The sequence below is a fragment of the Bradyrhizobium sp. SMVTL-02 genome (assembly GCF_051853005.1).
Taxonomy (GTDB): Bacteria; Pseudomonadota; Alphaproteobacteria; order Rhizobiales; family Xanthobacteraceae; genus Bradyrhizobium.
This window is the reverse complement of sequence record NZ_CP182469.1, coordinates 4,896,853-4,920,286: the sequence shown is the minus strand read 5'-3', so window position 1 is coordinate 4,920,286 and position 23,434 is coordinate 4,896,853. Positions and strand designations below refer to the sequence as shown.

The window sequence follows — 23,434 nt, the reverse complement described above, 5'->3', positions numbered from 1 at the left end:
ATTGCGAGCGCAGCGAAGCAATCCAGACTGTCTCGGCGGAAAGATTCTGGAATGCTTCGCTGCGCTCGCAATGACGGAGTTTGTGGCTGCCTCGTGCAATTAAAGCACTCACCTTGCCATGGACAGCTTCTCCGTGATCGCCTTGCGCAGGATGCGCGAGAGCGATTCGACGGAATACGGCTTCTGGATCAGCTCGAAACCGCGATGGGCGTTTTCGGCGAGCACGTTGCTGTAGCCCGAGGTGAGCACGACGGGCAGGCCCGGATAGCGCTCGCGGATGATACCGGCGAGCTCGACGCCGTTCATGCCGGGCATGATCACGTCGGAGAAGACGAGGTCGACGGCGAATTCGTTCTCGCCGAGGATCGCGAGCGCGGCGTTGGCGTTGGCGACGCGGCGGACGACGTAGCCGAGGTCTTCCAGAAGCTCGGTCGAGAACTGGCCGACATCGTCATTGTCCTCGACCACGAGCACGCGGTAGCCGCGCCCAGTGGTCGCAGCCTCGCTGGTCAGCGCCGCGGCTTCCTTCTCGGTCGCTGGGCTTTGAGCCTGCGGCAGGTAGATGGTAAAGGTTGCGCCTTCGCCCTGCGCGCTCGTCACCGCGATGTCGCCCTCGGACTGCTTGGCGAAACCGAACGCCTGGCTGAGGCCGAGGCCGGTGCCCTTGCCGACTTCCTTGGTGGTGAAGAACGGTTCGAAAATGGAGTCGAGATGTCCCGGTGCGATGCCGCTGCCGGTATCCTTGACCGAGATCGCGACATAGTCACCGCCACGTGGTGACTGCGCGCGCAGGCTGGGAATCCCCTGGACCTTGCGCACGGCAATGGTGAGGCGGCCTTCACCCTCCATGGCGTCGCGGGCGTTGATGGCGAGGTTGATCAGCGCGGTCTCGAACTGTGCGATGTCGGCGACCGTGAAGCAATCCGCGTCCTGAATTTCGACGCTGATCTCGATGCGCCCGCCGACCAGCGGCCGGACCAGCTGCGCCACGCCCTCGACCTGGCTGCCGACATTGAAGATCTGCGGCTTCAGCGGCTGCCGGCGCGCGAAGGCCAGCAGCTGCGCGGTCAGCTTGGAGGCGCGCTCGACGGTGTCGGAGATGGCGTCGACATAGCGGCGGCGGCGCTCTTCCGGCAGCTCGCGCCGGCGCAGGAAGTCGGTCGCCGAACGGATGATGGTGAGGAGGTTGTTGAAGTCGTGCGCGACGCCGCCGGTGAGCTGGCCGATCGCCTCCATCTTCTGCGACTGCCGCAGCGCCTCCTCGCCGAGGCGGCGCTCGGTGATGTCGACGGCCTCGGGAACTGCGCCGGTGATGTTGCCGTGGCGGTCGAGCACGGGGCGCATGCCGAAGTCGAAATCGCGTTCGCCGATCGGCAGGCGCAGCCGCATCTCGAGCCGCACGGCTTCGCCCTTCAGGACGGTCATGAAGGCGTCGCGCGCGACATCGCTCATGCCAGGCGTTCCCGTGAACCACGGCGTATCCCAGAACGGCTTGCCGATGACATCCCGCGCCTCGGCGCGGATGCCGTCGAGTGCGTTCTTGTTGGCGTAGAGCAGTTCGCCCTCGAGATCGACGAGGCCCTGATACTGGTTGCTGGTCTCCAGGATCGCGCGCAGCCGGGCCTCGTTGGATTCGAGCTCGGCGGTGCGCTCGGCGATGCGTTCCTCCAGCGTCTCGTTGAGCCGCCGAAGCTCCATCTCGGCCTGCTTGGCAACGGTGATGTCGTGGGCGACGCCGATGAAGCCGATATGCTTGCCGGTCGGGTCCCAGCGCGGCTGCGATTCCGAGCGCAGCCAGCGCCATTCGCCGCTGGCGTTCCTGTAGCGCGCTTCCAGCACGAAGGGCTTCAGCGAGGCTTCGCCTTGCACCGATTGCTGCAGCACATGCGGCAGGTCGTCGGGATGCAGCACCTTGCGCCAGTCGAAATCGATCGCCTGGTCGTAGGGCAGGCCGACGAAGTCGACATAGGCCTGGTTGGCGAAGGAGCGCTTGCGATCGAGCTTGGTGACCCAGATCGGCACCGGCGCACTGTCGGCGATCAGCCGGAAGCGCTCCTCACTCTCGCGCAGCGTCTCGCGCGCCAGCGCCTGGTCGGTGATGTCGATATGGGCACCGACGAGGCGGACGGCGCGGCCGTCGCCGTCACGCTCGATCTTGGCGACGACCCGGATCCAGCGGATCTCGCCGTCGCTCGGACGGATGATGCGGTATTCGGCGGTGTAGTCCTCGCTGGTCCCGGAAAGCGCCTCCAGGAAGTGTTTCACCGCCGCGTCGCGGTCATCAGGATGGATACGGTTGACCCAGTCCTCATGCGACTCGTCGGCGGCCTCCGGCGGCAGGCCATGGATCATCAGATATTCCGGCGAGCGGCGGTTCTTGAAGCCCTCGCGGAAGTCGACCTCGAGACCGCCGACCTTGCCGATGCGCTGGATGCGCGCGAGCTCGGCCTCGCGCTCCTGGAGCGCGCGATAGGCGTTGTCGCGCTCGCGCGCGACGTCTTCGAGGTGCTGGCGCAGCCTTTCGGCGGCGATGGTCTCGGGCAAAGGATCGTTCAAGGCGTCGGCCGTTGTGAGGCGTATGCGCACGTGCCGGACCGATATTCACACAGACGGAGCGCGATGGCCATTGCTTCAAGGAAATAGACTGTCTGGAAGAACCCCGCGGCCAGCCAGAACGCGGGAAAATGCGGTCAACCAACGCCAAGTCTGGCATTTTGTTCCTGATATTGGAACGATGCGGCTGCGGACGCGTCTTCGCGAGGCGCCACAACTCTCATTCATAGAACCCCCTTTTCGAAGAGGCTAGATCTTGAAGCTCTTTGTCTGCCAGTCCTGTGGCAACGTCCTCTATTTCGAGAACCGCGCCTGCGAACGTTGCGGTCACCGCGTCGCCTTCCTCCCGGAGAAGGAGACGATGTCGGCGCTCGAGCCCGACGGCGAGGCTCAAAGCGGGGCCTGGAGGACCCTGGCCGACAACGGCAGGGGGCGCATGCTGTGCCGCAATGCCGAGTACGATGCCTGCAACTGGCTGACGGACACCGGCGATACCAACGGCTATTGCCGCGCCTGCCGCCACAACGGCATCGTGCCGGACCTGTCGGACCCCGCGCAGCTCGCCCGCTGGCGTGAGCTGGAGGTGGCAAAGCACCGGCTGTTCTATTCCCTGATCCGCTGGAAGCTGCCGCTGCAGAACCGTCAGGACGATGCCGTGCACGGCCTCATCTTCAACTTCCTCGCCGACGATCCGAACAGCGGACAAAAGATCATGACCGGCCATGACAACGGCCTGATCACGATCGCGCTGACCGAGGCCGACGACATCGAGCGCGAGCGGCGCCGGCTGGAGATGGGCGAGCCTTACCGGACACTGCTCGGGCATTTCCGCCACGAGGTCGGACATTATTTCTGGGACGTGCTGGTTGAGGGCGGCGGCAAGCTCGACGAATGCCGCGCGGTGTTCGGCGACGATAGAGCCGATTACGGCCAAGCCCTGCAGCGCCACTACGCCGAAGGCGCCCCCGCTGACTGGCAGCAGAATTACGTCTCGGCCTATGCCACCACGCACCCCTGGGAAGACTTCGCCGAGACCTGGGCGCACTATCTCCACATCGTCGACACCCTTGAGATGGCCTCCGAGTTCGGCATGGAGGTGCGCCCCAAGGTCGATCGCGACGGGGAGCTGACGGCGCGCATCCGTTTCAACCCCTACGAGGCCAGGGACGTCCAGGCGCTCATCGACGCATGGCTGCCCTTCACCTTCGCCATGAACAGCGTCAACCGGGCCATGGGCCTGCGCGACCTCTACCCCTTCATCCTGTCGCCGGCGGTGGTCGGCAAACTGGGCTTCATTCACGGCCTTGTCCGGGACGCGGCCAAGGCGCGGAAGGCGTAGGCAGTCCCAAGGGCACCTCGCGCCTGTTTCGGTCTTGCGCTGGTACGCCAGAGCGGGCCGGATTTAGACCGTTGCCTCCGGCCCATTTTGATGTACCACGGGAGCCACACGGCCCGTCCCATAGGCCCCAACGGCCGGGGAAGGGTCCCGCCCAAGGTCGAGACTCAAGAAAAGCATGTTCAAACGCATTCTGATCGCCAATCGCGGCGAAATCGCCTGCCGGGTCATCAAGACTGCCCGCAAGATGGGAATTCAAACGGTTGCGGTCTATTCCGAGGCCGACCGCGATGCCCTCCATGTCGAAATGGCCGATGAGGCGGTGCTGATCGGCCCACCGGCCGCGGCCGAGAGCTATCTGGTGATCGAGAAGATCGTCGAGGCCTGTCGCAAGACCGGCGCCGAGGCCGTGCATCCCGGCTACGGCTTCCTGTCCGAGCGCGAGGCGTTTCCGCGCGCGTTGGAGGCGGCCGGCATCGTCTTCATCGGCCCGAACCCCGGCGCGATCGCCGCGATGGGTGACAAGATCGAGTCCAAGAAGGCCGCCGCAAAAGCAAAGGTCTCGACCGTGCCCGGCTATCTCGGCGTCATCGAGGACGACAAGCACGCGGTCCGCATCGCCGACGAGATAGGCTACCCCGTGATGATCAAGGCCTCCGCCGGCGGCGGCGGCAAGGGCATGCGCATCGCGCATTCCAAGGCCGAGGTCGCCGAGGGCTTCAACCTCGCCAAGGCCGAGGCCAAGGCCTCGTTCGGCGACGACCGCGTCTTCGTCGAAAAATTCATCGTCGATCCCCGCCACATCGAGATCCAGGTGCTGGGCGACAAGCACGGCAACGTGATCTATCTCGGCGAGCGCGAATGCTCGATCCAGCGCCGCAACCAGAAGGTCATCGAGGAAGCGCCGTCGCCGCTGCTGGATGAGGCCACCCGCCGCAAGATGGGCGAGCAGGCAGTCGCGCTGGCGAAAGCCGTGAATTACGATTCCGCCGGCACCGTCGAGTTCGTCGCAGGCCAGGACAAGAGCTTCTACTTCCTGGAGATGAACACGCGTCTCCAGGTCGAGCATCCCGTCACCGAGCTCGTCACCGGCGTCGACCTGGTCGAGCAGATGATCCGCGTGGCCGCCGGCGAGAAGCTCGCCATCGCGCAAAAGGACGTCACGCTCACCGGCTGGGCGGTCGAGTCGCGCCTCTATGCGGAAGATCCGTTCCGCAACTTCCTGCCGTCGATCGGGCGTCTCGTGAAGTATCGCCCGCCGGCCGAAGCCAGCAAGGACGGCATCACCGTGCGCAACGATACCGGCGTGCAGGAGGGCGGCGAGATCTCGATCCATTACGATCCGATGATCGCCAAGCTCGTCACCCATGCGCCGTCGCGCGCGGCTGCGATCGAGGCGCAGGCCACTGCGCTGGATTCGTTCTATGTGGACGGCATCAGGCACAACATCCCGTTCCTGTCGGCCTTGATGCATCATCCGCGCTGGCGCGAGGGGCGGCTCTCGACCGGCTTCATCGCCGAGGAGTTCCCCAAGGGTTTTGCGGTGCGCGTGCCCGAAGGCGAGGTCGCGCGGCGGATCGCCGCCGTCGGTGCCGCCATCGATCACGTGCTCGGCGAGCGCAAGCGGCAGATCTCGGGCCAGATGGGCGGGCGCGTCGTGCAGCGCGAACGCCGCCGCGCGGTCTGGCTCGACCGGCAGGAGATTTCGCTCGAGGTCGGACGTGAGGGCGAGGCGATCGCGATCCGCTTCATCGATCCCGAGGGCAAGGCCGGCAATCCGCATCTGCTGCAGTCGCCGTGGAAGCCGGGCGATCCGGTCTGGCAGGGCACCATCGACGGCCACTTCATCGCGGTGCAGGTGCGGCCGATTGCCAACGGCGTCCGTCTTGCGCATCAGGGCGTCGAGGTGCCGGTCTATGTCTGGACCGAGACAGAAGCGACGTCCGCCCGGTTGATGCCGGTGACGGCAGCCTCCGACACCGGCAAGAAACTGCTCTGTCCGATGCCGGGCCTCGTGGTCTCGATCGCGGTGAGCGAGGGGCAGGAGGTCAAGGCCGGCGAGACGCTCGCCGTGGTCGAAGCCATGAAGATGCAGAACGTGCTGCGCGCCGAGCAGGACGGCACCGTGAAGAAGATCCACGCCAGTGCCGGCGCGACGCTCGCGGTCGACGCGCTGATCTTGGAGTTTGCGTAAGAGATGTGAGTGGGCCCTCGTCGGGCTCCACGAACACCGTCATTGCGAGCGCAGCGAAGCAATCCAGACTGCCTCCGCCGAAAGACCCTGGATGGCTTCGCTTCGCTCGCAATGACGGGGTATGCTGCGGCCTTCTTGACCTAACCGAGACATCATCATGGCCTTTCGATCCCGCCGCGAGAAACTGCGTTCCATCCTGTCGAGCGGGACTTGCGTCCATCCCGGCTCGGTCTATGACGCGATCTCGATCCGCATCGCCGAGGATCTCGGCTTTCCCCTCGGGATGTTCGGCGGCTCGGTGGCTTCGCTCGCCGTGCTCGGCGATCCCGATATCACCCTGATCACGCTCACCGAGCTTTGCGAGCAGATGCGGCGGATGTCGCGGGCCTCCACACTGCCCGTGCTGGTCGATGCCGATCACGGCTACGGCAATGCCCTCAACGTGCGTCGCACGGTGCAGGAGCTGGAGACCGCCGGCGCTGCCGGCCTTACCATCGAGGACACTTTGCTGCCGGCCGCCTTCGGTGAAGCAAAGACGCAGCTGATCTCGCTGGAGGAGGGCGTCGGCAAGATGAAGGCCGCGCTCGGCGGCCGCCGCGATCCGTCGCTGGTGATCATGGGCCGCACCGGTGCGGCCTCGATCACCTCGATCGAGGATGCGGTCCGCCGCGCCAAGGCCTATGAGACGACCGGCGTCGACGCGCTGTTCTTCACCGGCATCAGGTCGCGTGCCGAACTGGAAGCGGTCGCATCGGCGACGCATCTGCCTATCGTGCTTGGTGGCGCGCCGGACGATTTGAGCGCGCTCGATTATCTCGCCAGCCAGCGGGTGCGCATCGCGCTGCAGGGCCATGCGCCGATCGCCGCGGCGACGCAGGCCGTCTACGAGACGCTGAAGGCGCTCCGCGAAGGCGCGCCGCCCAAGGCACTCAACGGTCTGGCATCCGCGGAGCTGACCAATCGGGTCATGCGGGAGGCCGAGACGAAGGCGCGCAGCGCCGAATTTCTCGGATTGAAGACATGAGCCGGGCGATCCTCCAGGTCATGATCCGCGGCCGCGTCCAGGGGGTCGGCTATCGCGCCTGGGTCGAAAGCCAGGCCACCGCGAGCGGTCTCGAAGGCTGGGTCCGCAATCGCCGCGACGGCAGCGTGGAAGCGCTGTTCGCGGGGGCGCCGAACCACGTCGCCGACATGGTCGCACTGTGCCGTCACGGTCCCCCATCCTCACGCGTCGACAGCGTCACCAGTGAAACGGCGAGTGCGGACGAGCTGGATCTGCGCAGGGCAGGGGAGAAGTTTTCGGTGCTGCCGACGGTTTGAGAGCCAATTCTCTTTCGGCGCGAGCGGTGCGCTCCCTCGCCCGTTCTTACGGGGAGAGGTGCAGAAGTCATCATCTCGGCAATTTGGCGATGGCTTCGCTCAGCTCGTGGATCTCATACGGCTTGCGCAGGATCGGGAAGTCGCCGCGCACGCCGGCGGCGACCTCGCTGTAGCCGGTGGCGAGCAGGATCGGCAGGCCGGGGCGGATCTGACGCAGGCGATGGGCGAGGGTGAGGCCGTCCATCTTGCCGGGCATCACGATGTCCGAGAACACGAAGTCGACGCCGTTGGTCTCGATCTCCCGCAATGCCGCTTCGGCGTCGGCAACCCGGCGCACCTGGTAGCCGAGCTGCTCCAGAAGGCCGATGCTGACGAGCGCGACCTCGGGATTGTCCTCGACGAGAAGCACCGTTCCGCTGCCGCGGAACGGCATCGCTTCCGCGGTGTCACGTGCCGGCGCATCCGTGCCCCGCGGCAGCAGGATGGTGAACGTCGTGCCCTTGCCGAGTTCGCTTGCAACCTTCACCGTGCCGCCGGCCTGATGAGCGAAGCCGTGCACCTGCGAGAGGCCGAGGCCGGTGCCCTTGCCGATCGGCTTGGTGGTGAAGAACGGCTCGAAGATCTTGTCGACGACGTCGGCGGGAATGCCGACGCCGGTGTCGGCGATGTCGATCGCCACGAATTCGCCGGTGAGCGGGATCTCGTCCAGCACCACGTTGCGGGCGCTGATCGTCACCGTGCCGCCGTCGGGCATCGCATCGCGGGCATTGATGACGAGATTGAGCAGCGCCGTCTCGAGCTCCGAGACGTCGGTCCTGACCGGCCAGACCTCGGACGCGATGTCGAAGGTGAGGCGCACGGAGCTGCCGACGCCGGCGTCGAGCACCGCGCGGATCGCCGCGACGCGTTCGGCGAGATCGATCGCCTGCGGGTTGACGCTCTGTCGCCGCGCGAAGGTGAGGAGCTGGTTGGTCAGCGCGGCGCCGCGCCTGGTCGCGGTCTCGATCGCGGAGATCGCGCGCTGAAGCCTGGCGTCTTCGATGGACCCCTTCTTCAGGATATGGAGGCTGCCGCTGATGATCATCAGGAGGTTGTTGAAGTCATGGGCGACGCCGCCGGTGAGCTGGCCGAGGGCATCGAACTTCTGGGATTCGGCGAGCTGCTTCTGCATCGCCTCGAGCTTGAGCTGGGCATTGCGGCGTTCGGTGATGTCGCGCGTGATCTTGGCGAAGCCGACGAGGGTTCCATCCTCGTAGATCGGATCGATCACCACGCTCGCCCAGAAGAACGTCCCGTCCTTGCGAACGCGCCAGCCTTCCTCTTCGTAGCGGCCCTTTTCCCGCGCAATGCCGAGCGCTCGCGCGGGTTTGCCGTTGGCGCGGTCGGTCTCGGTATAGAAACGGGAGAAATGCTGGCCGACGATTTCGTCGGGCGCGTAGCCCTTGATGCGCTCGCCGCCGATGTTCCAGCTGGTGATGGTGCCGCTGGGATCGAGCATGTAGAGGGCGTAGTCGGCAACTCCTTCAACCAGCAGCCGGAAACTGCGCTCGCTTTCGAACAAGTCTCTCTGCTGACTGAACTTTTTTACCATTCCTAGACCCCGCCTCGACAGGAGCAAACGCTCAGGCCAGCGCTTTGGTTCCGGCTCTCTGGGAACTTTTTAGGCAAATGCCGCAGACGGGATGCAGGGGGGCGCCCGGCAAATGCCCTTGACATACAGTCGCGCCCGTCAGATATTTCTGTTATGACAGAAATGCCCGGAAAGAAGAAACTTCCCGCTGCCGTCGAGCGCTTTATCCTGCATTGGGGCGACATGGGAGACGAGTGGGGCGTCAATCGCTCGGTCAGCCAGATCCACGGGCTGCTCTATCTGTCCGAGGCGCCGATGACGGCCGAGGACATCGCCGACACGCTCGGCATGGCGCGCTCCAATGTCTCCAATTCGCTGAAGGAGCTGCTCGCCTGGAACCTGATCCGGCGGGTGCCGATCCTCGGCGATCGCCGCGATCATTTCGAAGCCGAGACCGACATCTGGGAGGTCGCGGTCCGGATCGCGGCGCGGCGCAAGGAGCGGGAGCTCGATCCGGCCATCGCGGCGCTCCGGGCCTGCGTGTCCGATGCCGCCGACGATCCGGCCATTAATCCGGTCGCGAGCAAACGGCTGAAGGAGATGCTCGCCTTCACCGAGCTCGCCGACCATTGGTTCATGCAGATGCTGAAGGTGCCGCGGCCGCGGCTGGTCGCGCTGATGCGGCTTGGCGAGAAGATCGCCAACCTGCTGCCGCTGGGCAAGGCCAAATAGCGTTGAGGAGGGGGCGATGACGTCGGCTCGATTACCAGGCTTAGGCGCATCTCCCTCCGCTCACACCAGACTGCTCGACGATCGCCGCTTCCGTGCGCTGTTGCCGGACGAGGATTGGGGCCGCCTGCCGCTCGCGACCTGGCGGCGGTTTTCCAAGCGGGTCGACGATGGTGACAGCGTGATCTATGTCGGTGTCGTCGACGAGGTCACCTTCAGCGATATCGGCTGGTGGATCGCGCAGGCCGCACGGCTGATCGGCGGGCCATTGCCGACCGGCCGCGACACCGGCGTGCCCATGATCGTGACCGTTACCGAGGACGGCGCCACCGGCGGCCAGACCTGGACGCGCATCTGCGCGCGCAAGCGCGGCTTTCCGCGGGTGATCCATTCGGCAAAATGCTTCGCCGGCCCTACCGGACTCCAGGAATATGTCGGCTTCGGCGTGTCGATGGCGCTACGCATTGCGGTCGAGGGACAGGCGCTGACCTTCCGCAGCGCCGGTTACGGCCTCCAGCTCGGACGGCTTTGGATTCCGCTGCCGCAATCGCTCACGCCGGGCGACCTCACGGTGACGCATACGGATCTCGGCTGGGGCGCCTTCCGCTTCACTCTTGATGTCACTCACCCGCGCTACGGCGCGCTGATCCACCAGTCCGCCGTCTTCAGGGAGGCCGTATCATGACGCCGCTGTTGTGGACTCTCATCGCGGTCCAGATCGTGATGGGCGCGTTCGACACCTTCTATCACCACGAATTCACCGAGCGCCTGGCTTGGCGGGTGTCGCAGCGTTTCGAGCTGAAGCTGCACGGCATCCGCAACATTCTCTATGCGCTATTGTTCCTGCTGCTCGGCTGGCTCGAGGTTTACGGCTTGCTGGCGCTCTTGATGGCCGCCGTGCTGATCGCCGAGATCGTCATCACGCTGATGGATTTCGTCGAGGAGGATCTGAGCCGAAAGCTGCCGCCAAGCGAGCGCATCAATCACACGCTGCTGGCGATCAACTACGGCGCCATCCTCGTGCTGCTGCTGCCGGTGCTGATCGCCTGGGCGATGCAGCCCGTCGGCGTGACCGTCGTCAATCACGCTCTGCTCAGCATGGCCGCCAGTGCCTGCGCGGTCGGCGCGGCGCTGTGCGGCCTCAGGGATTTTGCGGCGATGCGCCGGCTCGGCCGGATGCGGAGCGTTCCGGCGGCCGGACTCGTCGAGAAGCTGCACGGCCGCAAGACCGTGCTGATCACTGGCGCGACCGGCTTCATCGGCAGCCGGCTCGCCGCGAGCCTCAGCGGGGCAGGGCATCACGTCATCGCGCTGATCCGCAATCCCGTGAAGGCCGAGATGCTGCTGCCGCCGGTGACGCTGATCACCAGCCTCGATCAGCTCGCCGCGGACACGCCAATCGATGCCATCGTCAATCTCGCCGGCGAGCCGATCGGCAACGGTCTTTGGACCGAGGCAAAGCGCGCGAGGATCGTCGGCTCACGCGTCGACATGACCGGCGAAGTGGTCAAGCTGATCGCGCGGCTGGAGCGCAAGCCCGAGGTGCTGGTCAGCGGCTCCGCGATCGGCTGGTACGGCCTGTGGGCCGACCAGGTGCTGACGGAATCGGCGAAGTCACATGCCTGCTTCAGCCACGAGCTGTGCGCGGCCTGGGAAACGGCGGCGCGGCCGGCGGAGGAGCTTGGCGTCCGCGTGGTCTATTTGCGCATCGGCCTCGTGCTCGGCACCGAAGGCGGCTTCATCACGCGCATGCTGACGCCGTTCGAGTTCGGCCTCGGCGGTCCGCTCGGCACCGGGCGGCAATGGATGTCCTGGATCGAGCGCGACGATCTGATCCGGCTGATCGCCTATGTGATCGCAACGCCCGATCTCGGTGGTCCCGTCAACGCCACGGCGCCGATCCCCGTCACCAACGCAAGGTTCACCGAAGAGCTCGGCCGCCGCCTGCACCGGCCCGCGGTGTTCCGCATTCCCGGCGGCCTGCTGCGCCGGATCGGCGGCAGCTTTGCCGACGAGCTGTTGCTGGGCGGTCAGCGCGTGCTGCCGAACAAGGCGCTGAGCCGTGGCTTCGTGTTCCGCCATGAGACATTGCGCAGCGCGTTCGAGGCGATCTTGTAGGCGCTCGCAGCGTCAAGCGGCGGCGCTCTTGAACGTCGCGGCCACCGTGCGTAGCGCGGCCAGCTTGGCGGGGGCGCTGACCTTCGAATGCAGCATTACCTTGGAGCTGCCGAGCTTCGGCAGCCTGTGCGCAGGACCGATGTCGACCAGACCGGACGGCGCGATCCGCCGCGCCAGCGGTGCAATCGCAAGTCCCGCCAGCGCGGCGGCGACCACCGCGGTGACGCCGCCGCCGACAAAGCGCTCGCGCCAGGCGAGGCCGGCCTTGTCGAGCGCGCGCACGGCGACGGCGCGCACCCCGCAGGGCGGGGCGAGGGTCGCGAGCGGCAGCGGCTCACCCTTCGGCAGGGTGAAGCGCCGTGACGCGAACCAGCCGAACTCGTCTTCGGCCAGCTTCTCGCCGCCGCGGCGGCTGCCTTCCTGGCGGATGATCACCGCATCCAGCTCGCCCGCGTCATAGGCGTCCTGCATCTCGCGCGAGAAGCCGATCGTGACGGCGAGGGTGAGGTTTGAGGACATCGCGTGCAGGCGTTCGAGCAGCGGCACCAGCTCGGGGCCGGCAGCGTGATCGGAGATGCCGAGCGAGAGCGACTGGGCGGCTGAAGCTTCGCCCGAGAGCGCGCGATCATGCGCCTCCATCAGCGCGCGGGCGCGATCGAGGAACGCGGCGCCCTCGGCGGTCAGCCGGACCGCGCGTGGCGAGCGTTCGACGAGACGTTTTCCCAGCAGTGTCTCCAGCCGCTGCAGCTTCAGGCTGACGGCCGCTTGCGTGCCGCCGAGCGCCTCGGCGGCGCGCGTAAAACTCTGGAGGTCGGCGACCAGAAGGAAGGCCTGGACGGTGGCGATGTCGAGCGTGGTTGTCATTACAAATCATTATCACTGTTATCAACATAGATAAGATACCAAAATGACAGCCGGAGGTCTAGTTTCTCACCAACGCTGCAGGAAATGCCGCGGCAATCGAGGAGAAAGACCATGCCCCTGATCACTGTGTCCTACACCACCTCCCGCCAGTCGCCCTCGCTCACGGCCGACATCGCGAACGCGGTGTCCGAGCTCACCGCCGAGATACTGCACAAGGATCCCAAGGTGACCGCGATCATCGTGAAGTCCGTCGATCCCGGCGACTGGTTCGCCGGCGGCAAGTCGCTCGCCGAACAGAAGCTCGCCAGCTACTGGATCGACATCCACGTCACCGAGGGCACCAACACCAAGGACGAGAAGGCGGCTTATCTCGCAGCCATGTTCAAGCGCATGGCCGGGATTTTGGGCCCGCTGCATCCCGAGACCTACCTGCATGTCGACGAGGTCAGAGGCGATGCCTACGGTTTCGGCGGCCTGACGCAGGAGCGGCGCTACATCGCCGGCAAGCTCGAGGTTGCGCTGGAGGCGGCGTGATGTTGCAGGCCGCGGCTGAACGATCTCACCCGCGGCCTGAGGCCATCAGCTTGCGGCGCGGAACTGCACCTCGGCGTTGTTGATGAAGCACGTCTTGTCGAACAGCTTCAGGTCCAGCGGGTTCGGCAACCGGACATCGCCGGCGTCAGTGCGGCGGCGGCTTTCGCCGCGAGCATGCTCCAGGCCGAAAACCCTTCCGTCGCAGCGACGCGGTCAAGCGCGTCGTGGAGCGGAATGCTGGCTTCGCGCGACAGGCGCTTTGCCTTGCGCTTGAGATGGTAGATGGGCGCAGACAGTTTCATCGTGAAAACCTCCCATTGCGAGCATGGATCGCAACCCCTCCTTATGCCTGGCGCTCGAACAGTCGGCCGATGATCAACTCGCCCGGCATGAAGTCTGCTTTCCCGGCGGAGGGGGGAGGCGTGGGCGGCACCGAAACAAGGATAGCTGATTCCGCAGCCTCGGAGAACGAGAGCCAGGTACGGCGAGCAGGAAAGGTCAGACGGCCGCCTCTGGCAGCAGCGCGCGGGTCGGCCCGAACAGCTCCTCGAATGCCTGGCGCAGCGCGATATCGACATCGGTCATGGTGACCAGCTGACCGAGATCGACCAGCGAGGTGACGCCGTAGCGGGGGTCGCTGACGCCGCAGGGCACGATGCCGGCGAAATGCGACAGCTCCGGCTCGACATTGATGGCGATGCCGTGGAACGACACCCATCGCTTCAGCCGGACACCGATCGCCGCGATCTTGTCCTCGTAATCGGGCCCCTTGTCGGGCCTCTTCACCCAGACGCCGACTCGGTCCTCGCGCCGTTCACCGCGGACGTTGAAGGCGGCGAGCGTCTTCAGGATCAACTCCTCCAGGCTGGCGACATAGGCCCGCACGTCCGGCCGGCGGCGCTTGAGGTCGAGCATGATGTAGGCCACCCGCTGGCCTGGCCCGTGATAGGTGAGCTGGCCGCCGCGCCCGGTGGCGAAGGTCGGGAATCGGGCATCGAGCAGGTCGCTTTCCTTGCCCGAGGTGCCGGAGGTGTAGAGCGGGGGGTGCTCGAGCAGCCAGACCAGTTCCGGCGCCTCGCCCGCCGCAATGGCCGCGACGCGCGCCTCCATGGCGGCCACCGCATCCGGATAGGGCACCGGCGCGTCCGAGATTCGCCATTCGACGGGATCGCCGCCGCAGGCGGAAAACCACGTCAAATCGAGGTCTTGACGTGGGTTTTGGCGGGGGTTTTGGGGCGAATTAACCATTGGCTAACCATAACGTGGTGATGATCCCGGGAGCAAATGCCAAGCCTCTGGCGCAAGTCCCAAGTTGCGGCGGTTCTGACAGTGCCCACTCTCGATAAAGTCAGCGTGGATCTCATGGTCGTCCTCGGGACGACCACGATGCCGATCCATCAAGTATTACGTCTTTCCCGCGGCGCCATCATCGAGCTGGACGCAACCGAGGCCGACGAGGTCAAGGTTCTCGCCAACAACCTCCCGGTTGCCTCCGGCGTCGTGCTGGTCGACCGCAACCGGATCGCGGTCGAGGTCAAGCAGATGCTGCCGCGCTCGCCGGGGACCCGGTAAGGCCCCGGGTTACACGGCAAGGGGCGGGCAAGCGGTAGCGACCTGGGTATCCGATAAGGCCCATCTCCTGGGGAGCGCGGCGTTTTTCATGCCAAGCTTGTGGAATTCAGGGCTTTTGCAGGCTTGTATCCCCCTGGTGGATTTGTTAGATCGGCGCCGCTGATCCGGCCACCCGAACGACCTCAGGCCGGCATCTCCTAGCGCTCGTGGCGGAACTGGTAGACGCGCTGCCTTGAGGTGGCAGTGGGTAACACCGTGGGGGTTCGAGTCCCTCCGAGCGCACCATATCGCGGATCGCGCCGCGTGAGCCGACGTAGCGGCCTGTTTGTGCCGAATGCTCTCGCAGATGAAATCAATGATCTGATCACGAAAGTCGCGGCGTCGGAGAGATGCCTCCGGGCGAAGCGACTCAACCAATCCTTTTGTGCCGGGATTGGCCACGGCAGCCTGGCGCGGCGGCGGTCCCCAATCGATCTTGTCGCAATCGCTTTCGGGCGCCTGATTGAGATGGTCGATCGCCAGTCTGTGCGACGCATACCCTCAAACCCTCTGATGATGTCGCCAGATCCTGCGCGGCCGCTCGTTCGGTGGCGCCTAACAGAGCGGCTCCACATCTCGATATCGCGATCACGTGCGAGCAATGTAGGAAGCGTCTCATGCCAGGCGTCTCGATAAGCGCGCTTGATCTGGACGTTCACGACCTCCTCAACCGCGCTCGGTCGATTAGCTCGCAGGTCAAACACACGCTGACATGCAGCATGATTGATCTCGGACGACGTTACGGCGGACATGGGTGATGATCGCGGCCCGCAGCCCGGTTCGTCGAGCTTGGAACCGCGAGCCGCACCTCAAGGTTGGTCACAGGGGATCGATCCGAGGAGGAGCCGGCATGATGGTGATCGACTTGCGCGATGGAATTCGGCCGGTCAGCCTGGCGTTGGAGCGAAAGGCCACGCGCGCAGCGATGAGAAGCCTCGAGGAGGCCGGCGCAACGCTTCGGGATCCACCCTCCAAATGAGCGGCACGCAGGCGTTCGATTGCCTCATCATCGGGGGCGGCCCGGCAGGGTTGATGGCGGCGATCTATCTGGCGCGCTTCCGTCGCCGAGTCGGCGTCGTGGACGCGGGTGCGAGCCGGGCCGCACTGATTCCACGCAGTCATAATGTCCCCGGCTTCGTGCATGGCCTGTCGGGTGACGAGTTGATCGCGCGCATGTCGGCGCAACTGGACGATCTTGCCGTTATGCGCATTAAGGCCGAGGTCACGGCGTTGCAGCGTCACGACCACGTTTTTCGGGCGAGCTGGAACGGCGGCGCGCACGGCGCCGCCACCATCATTCTCGCCTGCGGGATCGTCGATACCCATCCACCGTTCGAGCAATGGCGTGCCGCTGTCGCCGAAGGTCTGTTGCGCTACTGTCCGGTCTGCGACGCGTTCGAGGCGAGCGGCCGCCGCATCGGTGTCATCGGACCGCTTCACCGTGCCGCCGGCAAGGCGCTGTTCCTGCGCGGCTACTCGCGCGACGTGACGCTGCTCGCAACCCGGTGGGATGAAGAGACGGCCGCAACATCAGAACTGGCCGAGGCGGGGGTCCAGGTCATGGCCGCGCCCGACCTGCGTTTGCGACGGAGCGACGACAGCCTGGAAGCCGTCTTCGCCGGCGGCCGGACGGCGCGCTTCGACGTCGTCTATCCCGCGATGGGAGCGCAAGTGCGCTCGCAGCTCGCGATGTCGTTGGGCGCCGAGCATACCGGGGAGGGCTATCTCAAAGTCGACGACCACCAGCGCACCTCGGTCGATGGGCTCTTTGGCATCGGCGACGTCGTCACCGACCTGCATCAGATCTCGGTCGCGTTCGGCCACGCGGCGGTTGCCGCCTGCGCGATCCATCACGGCCTGCCGCGGCGTCTGGCGTGACTGACCTCGGTCAAGTCTCACAATCGCGGCAACCAGGAACCAAGCGCGGTGGCTGGCCTTGGTTGAGCGGGCGAGGACGACGTCTGCACGATCTGGAGAGACCGCATGGCGCAATCGGAAGACATCAGGCGCTGCATCGCGCAGTGCATGAGCTGCTACCAGAGCTGCCTCGGCACCGCGATGAACCATTGCCTCGAGACCGGCGGCAGGCACGTCGAGCCCAGCCATTTTCGCCTGATGATGGCCTGCGCAGAAATGTGCCGGACAGCCGCGCATTTCATGCTGATCAACACGCCGCATCATCGGCATGCTTGCGGCGAATGCGCCGAAATCTGCAGCGAAGCGGCCTGAGCCGATGCCCATGCTGGAAGACAAGCTCAAGGAAGCCATCATCGGCGAACTGGAACGCCAGGCGGCCGACCGGCCGCAAGCTCTCGAGGTCCAGGGCGCGAGCGAGGCGAACCGCTCGGAACAGCTGACCGTCAACGGCAAGATCGATCTTGCCGCTTTGGTCATGGTGATCGCGGGATCGGTTGCGGGCGGACCCTAGCTCGCGCGGGTGGGCCTCGTTTAGCCGTATTCCTCGCCGATGCCGTACTCCTTGTAGATCTCCAGCGGATCCATGTCGGGAAACAGGCGGCATTTGGCCTGGGCGAGGTGCAGGCTCACCGCCGCCGGCTCCTTGCCGTTCGCGAGCATCTTGCGGATGTCGTCCATATGCGCGGTCGGCTGGTGCTTCGGCGCGAGCTGCTCCAGCGCGACCAGCGCGGTCGCGAGGGCCTCGGTCAGAACCCATTCGTCGTGGCCCGTGATTCCCTTCTTCGGCATCGGCAGACCCCAGCTATGGCGGCGCTGCCCACTCTAACGCGACTTGCGTCAAATCGCCATTGAGCCGTCGCCCCCGGCCCGGCAGGCGCGCCCTTGCATTATGGCAGCGCGTGGCCAAAAGGCGGCAAATTGCAGCGCTGCGGTATCTTTGTTGAAACGACTATTGGCGTAGACGGGCGCCTGCAGGGATCCAGCCGGCAGTTCCGGTCTGGCTCCATTGACCCGCATTCGCAGCACGCTTCCGCCTGCGCACCCTCAAGGCACAAGCCAGTATGGTCTTTCTCAGCTTCGTCTACCGCTTCGTCACCAACTTCGCGTTCCTGGCTGTGGTCTATTTCAGCCTGAACTTCATGGAGAAGTATCCGAACCGGGCGATCCTCGCGATCCTGGTGCTGGTCTATGCCGGCATGCGCGCGGCCTCGACGCTGCGAGCGTTCTACTTCTTCCAGAAGATCGACAAGCTGGAGGTCGAGACGAAGCGTCTCCAGGCCCCGATCAATGACGGCTCGGGCGGAACGAATGCGCGCAAGCAGATCGTGGCCGACGTTGCGCGGCTGCGCCGCGACGGCGAGCTCAAATCCTATATGGACCTGTTCTTCCTGGCGCTCATCGTGCTGCTCTGCGTCGCCGCGATCATGCGGCAATAAACGGTTTAGGCGCGCTTCTTCACGCTGTTCGGGCGGGACGCCGTGCCCTTGGATGCAGTGCTCTTGGCCTGCGCGGCATGCCTGGGTGCGGCAGGCGCCGCATGCGCCGTCCGAGCCGCGTGCGGCTTGATGGCCTTGCCCTTTGCGGCCTTATCCTTGGCCGCGCCGGGGGTCTCGGCGGCCATCGCCATCCGCGCCGCGGCGCGCCGCGACAAGGTCGTGGACAGCAGTACCTCGACCGAGCCTTCCGGAATGGCAAACAGATCGCGGCCGGGCACGGGCAGGGTGGATGCGATATCCGTCTGCCCCTTGGTCCGGCCTGGCAGCAGCGGCTGATGCTCGGCCTGCGCATTGAGATCGGCCAGCGCGGGCGCCGGCAGCGTCCTGGTCTCGGTGAACACGAAATTCGGAACGGCCGGCCAGCGTGCGATCGGCGTCGTCTCGGTCGGCGGATGCAGCAGCCATTCGACCGGTGTGGTCGGCGTTTTCGGGCGGTCCGCGGTCGCCGGCACCACATGCACGATGCGATAGCCGCGCGCCTTGAGGTCGCGGATGATCTTCGGCAGCGCTGCAACCGTCCGCGCCTGGATGTCGTGCAGCAGCAAAATGCCCTTGCCCTTGGCCTCCAGTCGCTGGATCGCGAGCTGATAGACGCGATCGGACGACACGTGCCGCCAGTCGTCGGCCGGGAAATCGGCGCTCCAGACCTGGATGCCGCGCGAGATCAGATAATTTTCGACGCCCTCGGCGCGCATCAGGCCGGGAATGCGGAAGAACGGCGCGAGTTTTGACGGGTCGATCATCGCGGCCGAGGTCCACTCGATGCCGCCGTTGATCTCGGGCTCATATTTCTCGACCACCATCCGGTCGAACGTCAGCGGATGGGTCATGCTGTGGGTGCCGACGGTGTGTCCCGCCGCCACCAGCTTGCGTACGCCTTCCGGGTTCGCCTTGGCCTGCTGGCCGATGATGAAGAAGGTCGCCTTGATGCACTCGTCGTCGAGCATCTTGAGGACCTGGTTGGAATATTTCGGCAGCGGACCGTCGTCGAAGGTCAGGACGACCTCGTGATCCTTCAGGGGCAGCGTCTCGCGGTATTGCATGGTGCCGATGCGCGGATGCTCGCGCGGGTCGACCACGAGGGTGCGGGATGTGCCGAGCGCGTCGGGATGGCCGGGGCAATCGGCCGCATAGGCCGCCGATGCGCCCACTGTCAGCAAACCCAGACAGAGGACGATCCACGATCGCGTCCGAACCACAACGCTACTTCCGATCATCAACCCGGTCTGCCCTCATCAATTGCCGCCATTGTAGGTCGGAGCTGCACTGGAACGGTTCAGGCGCAAGTCCCCTTCCATCTTTGCATTCCGTAGCATGAACAGAGTGTTAATAGGGCCAAAATCACCCCATTTTGCGCCGCCGTGACATTCCGGCATCAGCGCGCATCGGCATTCCTTTGGGGGGTGCCGGCCGGGACCACGTGAACCACGCGAAACCCGTTCTCCTTCAGATACCGCAGGAAGGCCGGCATGATCGCCGCCGTGCGCGCCTTGGGATCGTGGAAGAGGATGATACCCTTGCCGCTCGCGGCAAGGCGCTCCGTGACGAGCTTCAGCTCCTGCTCCGGCGTCATCTCGTTCCAGTCGCTGGCCCAGAGGTCGGCGCCGAACACGGCGATGCCGCGCGACTGCAGCAGATCGAGCTGTCCTTGCGTCGCCTCGAAATAGGGGAAGCGAAAGAACGGCGTCGAGGGCGTCGTCGTCGACACCCCGTGCAGCGCCAGCTCGTCGGCTGCGATGCCGCGCTCGATCTCGCTCCTGGCCTTGTCGAAAGGGATCCGCGCCATGAATGGATGCGAGAAGGTGTGATGGCCGATGGTGTGGCCTTCGCGCGCGATCCGCTTGACCATCTCGGGATGCTCTGAGGCGTGCAGGCCGATCAGGAAGAAGGTCGCGCGCACGCATTCCTGCGCCAGCGCCGCCAGCACCTTCGACGTCGTCGGCGGATGCGGACCGTCGTCGAAGGTCAGCACGACCTCGTGATCGGCGAGCGGCAGCGTCTGCGGGAAGTTCTTCAAGCCGACGCGCGGTGTGGTCCTGGCGTCGACGCTCAGGATGCGCGCCGTGCCGAGCGCATCCTTGCGTGGGCACTCGGCAGCATCCGCCGAGGCCATGCCGGCGAGTGTCGCAAGGACCGCGCCCGCCGATATCGACATCCATTTCAGCCGAAGCATCTTTGCCATTGCGCTTGCAGTTGCCTTGTGGGTATTGCCTGAACGATCAGCTGAGACGACTCGTTCCAACCTGTCAAACGGCGAGGCGCGCCATGGATGAACATATGGACGGTGCCCCCGCCGCGGATTCGGTACTCGACCACGTGCCGATGCGCAATGAAGACGGCGAAATTCGTCACGAGTTCGTCGCGGAAATTGCCCGTGCGATCGAGGCCGGGGACAGCGCCGCGCTGCGCGCCTGCGTTGCCGAACTGCACGAGGCCGACCTCGGCGACCTGATCGGCGCTCTCGCGCCCGACGACCGCGTCCGACTGGTCGAGCTCACGGGGCGCGATTTCGACTTCTCGGCGCTGAACGAGGTCGACGAGGCCGTGCGCGAGGAGATCCTCGAGGAGCTGCCGCCGGAGACGGTGGCCGAAGGCGTCCGCGAGCTCGAATCCGACGACGCGGTCGAGCTGCTGGAGACCCTCGACCAGGACGAGCAGGAGGAGATCCTCGAAAAGCTGCCGCTGCAGGAGCGCGTCGCGCTCGAGCGCAGCCTGCTCTATCCGGAAAATTCCGCCGGTCGCCGCATGCAGACCGAGTTCATTGCCGTGCCCCAGGATTTCACCGTGGGGCAGGCGATCGACTACATGCGCGAGACGCCTGACCTGCCCGACCGCTTCTACGAGATCTACGTCGTCGACAAGGACCAGCACTGGCAGGGCGCGGTCCCCCTCGACGTGCTGTTGCGCGCCCGCCGTCCGGTGCCGCTCGCTGAACTCACCGACGAGGACCGCCGCCGCGTCTCCGTCCTGGAGGACCAGGAGGAGGTGGCGCGCATGTTCGGCAAGTACAATCTCGTCGCGGCCCCCGTGCTCGACACCCAGGATCGCCTCGTCGGCGTCATCACAGTCGACGACGTCGTGGACGTCATCGAGGAGGAGGCCGACGAGGACCTCAAGGCGCTCGGCGGCGTCACCAGCGACGAAGAGCTGTCGGACAGGGTCCTCACCATCGCCCGCGGCCGTTTCAACTGGCTGCTGGTGAACCTCGCCACCGCGTTCCTGGCGTCCTCCGTGCTCGGCCTGTTCGAGGGGCAGCTCGAGAAGATGGTCGCGCTCGCGGTGCTGGCGCCGATCGTGGCGAGCCAGGGCGGCAATGCAGCGACCCAGACCATGACGGTCGCGGTGCGCGCGCTCGCCACCCGCGAGCTCGGCTCCTCCAATGCGTGGCGCGTGGTGCTGCGCGAGACGCTCGTCGGCCTTGTCAACGGTCTTGCCTTCGCCGTGATCACGGGCATCGCCGCGGTCGCCTGGTTCAAGATCCCGGGCCTCGGTATCGTCATCGGGCTCGCCATCATCTGCAACCTCGTTGCCGGCGCGCTCGGCGGCATCCTGATCCCGATGGCACTCGAACGCGTCAGGGCCGACCCCGCGGTGGCGTCGGGCACGTTCGTCACCACGGTGACGGATGTGGTCGGCTTCTTCTCCTTCCTCGGCATTGCGACGCTCTGGTTCGGGTTGAAGTAGGGGAGGTGCACGCTCTCTCCTCGTCATGGCGGGCGAAGCGAAGCAATCCAGACTGCCGCCGCGGAGGGATTCTGGATTGCTTCGTCGCAAGGCTCCTCGCAATGACGGAGGAGGCGGCGGGGGCATCCCAACCCTCGTGCCGCAAGCGCGGTGCGCCTTTAATCCCACCTTAAGCGACCTGCCGCATCATCGCCCCTGCTTGGGGGAATGGGCATGCGGTTGCGGCTGAAGGCGGATGGACGGATCGTCGAGTTGCGGGACGGACAGGAATTTCCGGTCCAGCCGGCGGCCAATGCTGCGTCAAGCGACACCAGTTCGCTCGCGGTGCGCGACCTGCGGCGCCGCGCCTGCCTGACCCAGATGGAGTTCGCCGCCAAGCTCGGCGTTCCCGTCGAGACCATCCGCAACTGGGAGCAGGGCAAGCGCGCCCCGCGGGGACCCGCCCGCGCGCTACTCGCGGTGATCGCGCATGCGCCCGACACCGTGTTCCAGGCGCTGGCCAAGGTCTGAGTTCGAGGCCTGACGCGTCGCGCGAACCTCCTGTTAGCATTGCCCCTGAAGATACGTGCCGCAGGCACCGACGTCCGTTGGCAACCACCACGGGTAAGGTCCATAATGTCGGCCGGGGCTGCGTCACAGAGAGGATTCCTCATGCTGTTCGTCGAGGCCAATGGCGCAAGGATTCCGGCAATCGGGCTAGGGACCTGGGAACTGGAAGGGCGCGCCTGCGCCCGCGTGGTCGAGCAGGCGCTGCGGCTCGGCTATCGCCACATCGACACGGCCCAGGTCTATGACAACGAGCGCGAGGTCGGCGACGGCTTGCGCGCCTCCGGCGTGCGCCGCGACGACATCTTCCTGACCACGAAGGTCTGGACCAACCGTTTCGCGCCCCACGATCTCGAGCGCTCGGTCAAGGAGAGTCTGGCGCGCCTGCGGCTTCCCACGGTCGATCTGTTGCTGCTGCACTGGCCCAATCCGCACGTACCACTGGCCGAGACGCTGGGCGCGCTCTCGCATGCCAAGCGCATGGGCCTCGCCCGCCACATCGGAGTCTCCAACTTCACGGTGGCGCTGATCGAGCAGGCGGTTGCGCTGTCATCAGAGCCGCTCGTCTGCAACCAGGTCGAATATCATCCTTATCTCGACCAGGCGAAGGTGAGGGCGGCCTGTGACCAGCACGGCCTCGCGCTGGTCGCCTACAGTCCCATTGCCAAGGGCCGCATCAAGTCCGACCAGGCCCTCGCCACCATCGGCCGCGCGCATCGCAAGACGTCGGCGCAGGTGTGCCTGCGCTGGCTGCTGCAACAGAATGTCGCTGCGATCCCGCGCACCTCGCGCGTCGAACGCCTGTCGGAGAACATCGATATCTTCGATTTCGAGCTGTCGGACGAGGAGATGGCGCAGGTCGCCGCGCTGGCCAGCCCCAAGGGCCGCCTGACCGATTTCGGCTTCGCGCCGAAATGGGATTGAGAGGAGATCGCGGTATGCTAACAGCAGGGCGGCAACCC

General features: G+C 65.7%; 23 protein-coding genes, 1 tRNA gene and 2 pseudogenes. 18 read left to right on the top strand and 8 right to left on the bottom strand.

The annotated features are described in order from the left end of the window. Nucleotides 1–108: 108 nt before the first annotated feature. Nucleotides 109–2,586: a PAS domain S-box protein gene (locus tag ACNJYB_RS23315; protein ID WP_439368695.1), complete on the bottom strand. Its 2,478-nt coding sequence runs from the start codon at nt 2,584–2,586 to the stop codon at nt 109–111. Nucleotides 2,587–2,809: 223 nt separating this feature from the next. Here ACNJYB_RS23315 and ACNJYB_RS23310 point away from each other — a divergent pair, with 223 nt between their 5' ends. The 4 genes from ACNJYB_RS23310 (at nt 2,810) to ACNJYB_RS23295 (ending at nt 7,403) form a co-directional block, all read left to right on the top strand. Continuing rightward, nucleotides 2,810–3,892 (top strand): zinc-binding metallopeptidase family protein, encoded by a 1,083-nt coding sequence (locus tag ACNJYB_RS23310; RefSeq protein WP_439368694.1) that lies wholly within the window; start codon nt 2,810–2,812, stop codon nt 3,890–3,892. Between the two features lie 175 nt (nt 3,893–4,067). Next, nucleotides 4,068–6,083 carry an acetyl-CoA carboxylase biotin carboxylase subunit gene (locus ACNJYB_RS23305; protein ID WP_439368692.1) on the top strand — a complete coding sequence of 672 codons (2,016 nt, stop codon included), beginning with the start codon at nt 4,068–4,070 and terminating at the stop codon, nt 6,081–6,083. Between the two features lie 157 nt (nt 6,084–6,240). Beyond that, nucleotides 6,241–7,107: an isocitrate lyase/PEP mutase family protein gene (locus ACNJYB_RS23300; RefSeq protein ID WP_439368691.1), complete on the top strand. Its 867-nt coding sequence runs from the start codon at nt 6,241–6,243 to the stop codon at nt 7,105–7,107. After that, nucleotides 7,104–7,403, top strand: a complete 300-nt coding sequence (locus tag ACNJYB_RS23295) for an acylphosphatase (protein WP_439368690.1) — start codon at nt 7,104–7,106, stop codon at nt 7,401–7,403. Before ACNJYB_RS23300 ends, ACNJYB_RS23295 begins: the two co-directional genes overlap by 4 nt. Before the next feature lie 70 nt (nt 7,404–7,473). Here the strand turns inward: ACNJYB_RS23295 and ACNJYB_RS23290 are convergent, their stop codons facing one another. Then, entirely contained in the window at nt 7,474–8,994 is a 1,521-nt protein-coding gene (locus tag ACNJYB_RS23290; RefSeq protein WP_439368689.1) for an ATP-binding protein, read from the bottom strand. A 153-nt stretch (nt 8,995–9,147) separates the two neighbouring features. Here ACNJYB_RS23290 and ACNJYB_RS23285 point away from each other — a divergent pair, with 153 nt between their 5' ends. Genes ACNJYB_RS23285 through ACNJYB_RS23275 form a run of 3 tightly spaced genes read left to right on the top strand, consistent with a single transcriptional unit; the run spans nt 9,148 to nt 11,820 of the window. Next, on the top strand, nt 9,148–9,705 hold the full coding sequence (locus tag ACNJYB_RS23285) for a GbsR/MarR family transcriptional regulator (protein WP_439368687.1): 558 nt from the start codon (nt 9,148–9,150) through the stop codon (nt 9,703–9,705). A 16-nt stretch (nt 9,706–9,721) separates the two neighbouring features. Beyond that, nucleotides 9,722–10,387 carry a DUF4166 domain-containing protein gene (locus ACNJYB_RS23280; protein ID WP_439368685.1) on the top strand — a complete coding sequence of 222 codons (666 nt, stop codon included), beginning with the start codon at nt 9,722–9,724 and terminating at the stop codon, nt 10,385–10,387. Next, complete coding sequence (locus tag ACNJYB_RS23275; protein ID WP_439368684.1) at nt 10,384–11,820, top strand: TIGR01777 family oxidoreductase; 1,437 nt, start codon at nt 10,384–10,386, stop codon at nt 11,818–11,820. The genes ACNJYB_RS23280 and ACNJYB_RS23275 overlap by 4 nt, the downstream gene beginning before the upstream one ends. Nucleotides 11,821–11,832: 12 nt before the next feature. Here the strand turns inward: ACNJYB_RS23275 and ACNJYB_RS23270 are convergent, their stop codons facing one another. Further along, nucleotides 11,833–12,684 (bottom strand): LysR family transcriptional regulator, encoded by an 852-nt coding sequence (locus ACNJYB_RS23270; protein WP_439368682.1) that lies wholly within the window; start codon nt 12,682–12,684, stop codon nt 11,833–11,835. 111 nt (nt 12,685–12,795) lie between these two features. Between ACNJYB_RS23270 and ACNJYB_RS23265 the strand changes: the two genes are divergently transcribed. After that, nucleotides 12,796–13,218: a tautomerase family protein gene (locus ACNJYB_RS23265; protein WP_439368681.1), complete on the top strand. Its 423-nt coding sequence runs from the start codon at nt 12,796–12,798 to the stop codon at nt 13,216–13,218. 137 nt (nt 13,219–13,355) lie between these two features. Here the strand turns inward: ACNJYB_RS23265 and ACNJYB_RS23260 are convergent. Continuing rightward, nucleotides 13,356–13,520 (bottom strand): annotated as a pseudogene (locus tag ACNJYB_RS23260) (DNA helicase); the annotation flags it as partial. A 196-nt stretch (nt 13,521–13,716) separates the two neighbouring features. Then, nucleotides 13,717–14,466 (bottom strand): lipoyl(octanoyl) transferase LipB, encoded by a 750-nt coding sequence (gene lipB / locus ACNJYB_RS23255; protein ID WP_439368680.1) that lies wholly within the window; start codon nt 14,464–14,466, stop codon nt 13,717–13,719. Nucleotides 14,467–14,547: 81 nt separating this feature from the next. On the opposite strand from lipB, the gene ACNJYB_RS23250 reads away from it, so the two are divergent. The 6 genes and pseudogenes from ACNJYB_RS23250 (at nt 14,548) to ACNJYB_RS23225 (ending at nt 17,257) form a co-directional block, all read left to right on the top strand. After that, nucleotides 14,548–14,790, top strand: a complete 243-nt coding sequence (locus ACNJYB_RS23250; protein ID WP_283042900.1) for a FliM/FliN family flagellar motor switch protein — start codon at nt 14,548–14,550, stop codon at nt 14,788–14,790. Between the two features lie 200 nt (nt 14,791–14,990). Then, nucleotides 14,991–15,075, top strand: a tRNA-Leu gene (locus ACNJYB_RS23245). Nucleotides 15,076–15,679: 604 nt separating this feature from the next. Continuing rightward, nucleotides 15,680–15,808 carry a hypothetical protein gene (locus ACNJYB_RS23240; protein ID WP_439368679.1) on the top strand — a complete coding sequence of 43 codons (129 nt, stop codon included), beginning with the start codon at nt 15,680–15,682 and terminating at the stop codon, nt 15,806–15,808. Next, nucleotides 15,805–16,707, top strand: coding sequence for an NAD(P)/FAD-dependent oxidoreductase (locus ACNJYB_RS23235; protein WP_439368678.1), 903 nt, complete (start codon nt 15,805–15,807; stop codon nt 16,705–16,707). Before ACNJYB_RS23240 ends, ACNJYB_RS23235 begins: the two co-directional genes overlap by 4 nt. Before the next feature lie 105 nt (nt 16,708–16,812). Beyond that, nucleotides 16,813–17,055, top strand: a pseudogene (locus ACNJYB_RS23230) (four-helix bundle copper-binding protein); the annotation flags it as partial. 13 nt (nt 17,056–17,068) lie between these two features. Further along, nucleotides 17,069–17,257, top strand: a complete 189-nt coding sequence (locus ACNJYB_RS23225; protein WP_439368677.1) for a hypothetical protein — start codon at nt 17,069–17,071, stop codon at nt 17,255–17,257. 20 nt (nt 17,258–17,277) lie between these two features. On the opposite strand, the gene ACNJYB_RS23220 is transcribed toward ACNJYB_RS23225, so the two are convergent. Then, nucleotides 17,278–17,535, bottom strand: coding sequence for a hypothetical protein (locus ACNJYB_RS23220; protein ID WP_439368676.1), 258 nt, complete (start codon nt 17,533–17,535; stop codon nt 17,278–17,280). 272 nt (nt 17,536–17,807) lie between these two features. On the opposite strand from ACNJYB_RS23220, the gene ACNJYB_RS23215 reads away from it, so the two are divergent. Next, nucleotides 17,808–18,182 (top strand): hypothetical protein, encoded by a 375-nt coding sequence (locus tag ACNJYB_RS23215; protein WP_439368675.1) that lies wholly within the window; start codon nt 17,808–17,810, stop codon nt 18,180–18,182. A gap of 5 nt (nt 18,183–18,187) precedes the next feature. Here the strand turns inward: ACNJYB_RS23215 and ACNJYB_RS23210 are convergent, their stop codons facing one another. Both ACNJYB_RS23210 and ACNJYB_RS23205 read right to left on the bottom strand, forming a co-directional pair. Further along, nucleotides 18,188–19,459 carry a polysaccharide deacetylase family protein gene (locus ACNJYB_RS23210; protein ID WP_439368674.1) on the bottom strand — a complete coding sequence of 424 codons (1,272 nt, stop codon included), beginning with the start codon at nt 19,457–19,459 and terminating at the stop codon, nt 18,188–18,190. 158 nt (nt 19,460–19,617) lie between these two features. Continuing rightward, the gene (locus tag ACNJYB_RS23205; RefSeq protein ID WP_439368673.1) at nt 19,618–20,424 is read right to left on the bottom strand and encodes a polysaccharide deacetylase family protein; all 807 of its coding nucleotides are present in this window, start codon (nt 20,422–20,424) and stop codon (nt 19,618–19,620) included. Nucleotides 20,425–20,507: 83 nt separating this feature from the next. On the opposite strand from ACNJYB_RS23205, the gene mgtE reads away from it, so the two are divergent. The 3 genes from mgtE (at nt 20,508) to ACNJYB_RS23190 (ending at nt 23,396) form a co-directional block, all read left to right on the top strand. After that, nucleotides 20,508–21,926 carry a magnesium transporter gene (gene mgtE, locus ACNJYB_RS23200; RefSeq protein WP_439368672.1) on the top strand — a complete coding sequence of 473 codons (1,419 nt, stop codon included), beginning with the start codon at nt 20,508–20,510 and terminating at the stop codon, nt 21,924–21,926. A gap of 207 nt (nt 21,927–22,133) precedes the next feature. After that, on the top strand, nt 22,134–22,436 hold the full coding sequence (locus ACNJYB_RS23195) for a helix-turn-helix domain-containing protein (RefSeq protein WP_439368671.1): 303 nt from the start codon (nt 22,134–22,136) through the stop codon (nt 22,434–22,436). 141 nt (nt 22,437–22,577) lie between these two features. Further along, nucleotides 22,578–23,396, top strand: coding sequence for an aldo/keto reductase (locus ACNJYB_RS23190; protein WP_439368669.1), 819 nt, complete (start codon nt 22,578–22,580; stop codon nt 23,394–23,396). Nucleotides 23,397–23,434: the final 38 nt, after the last annotated feature.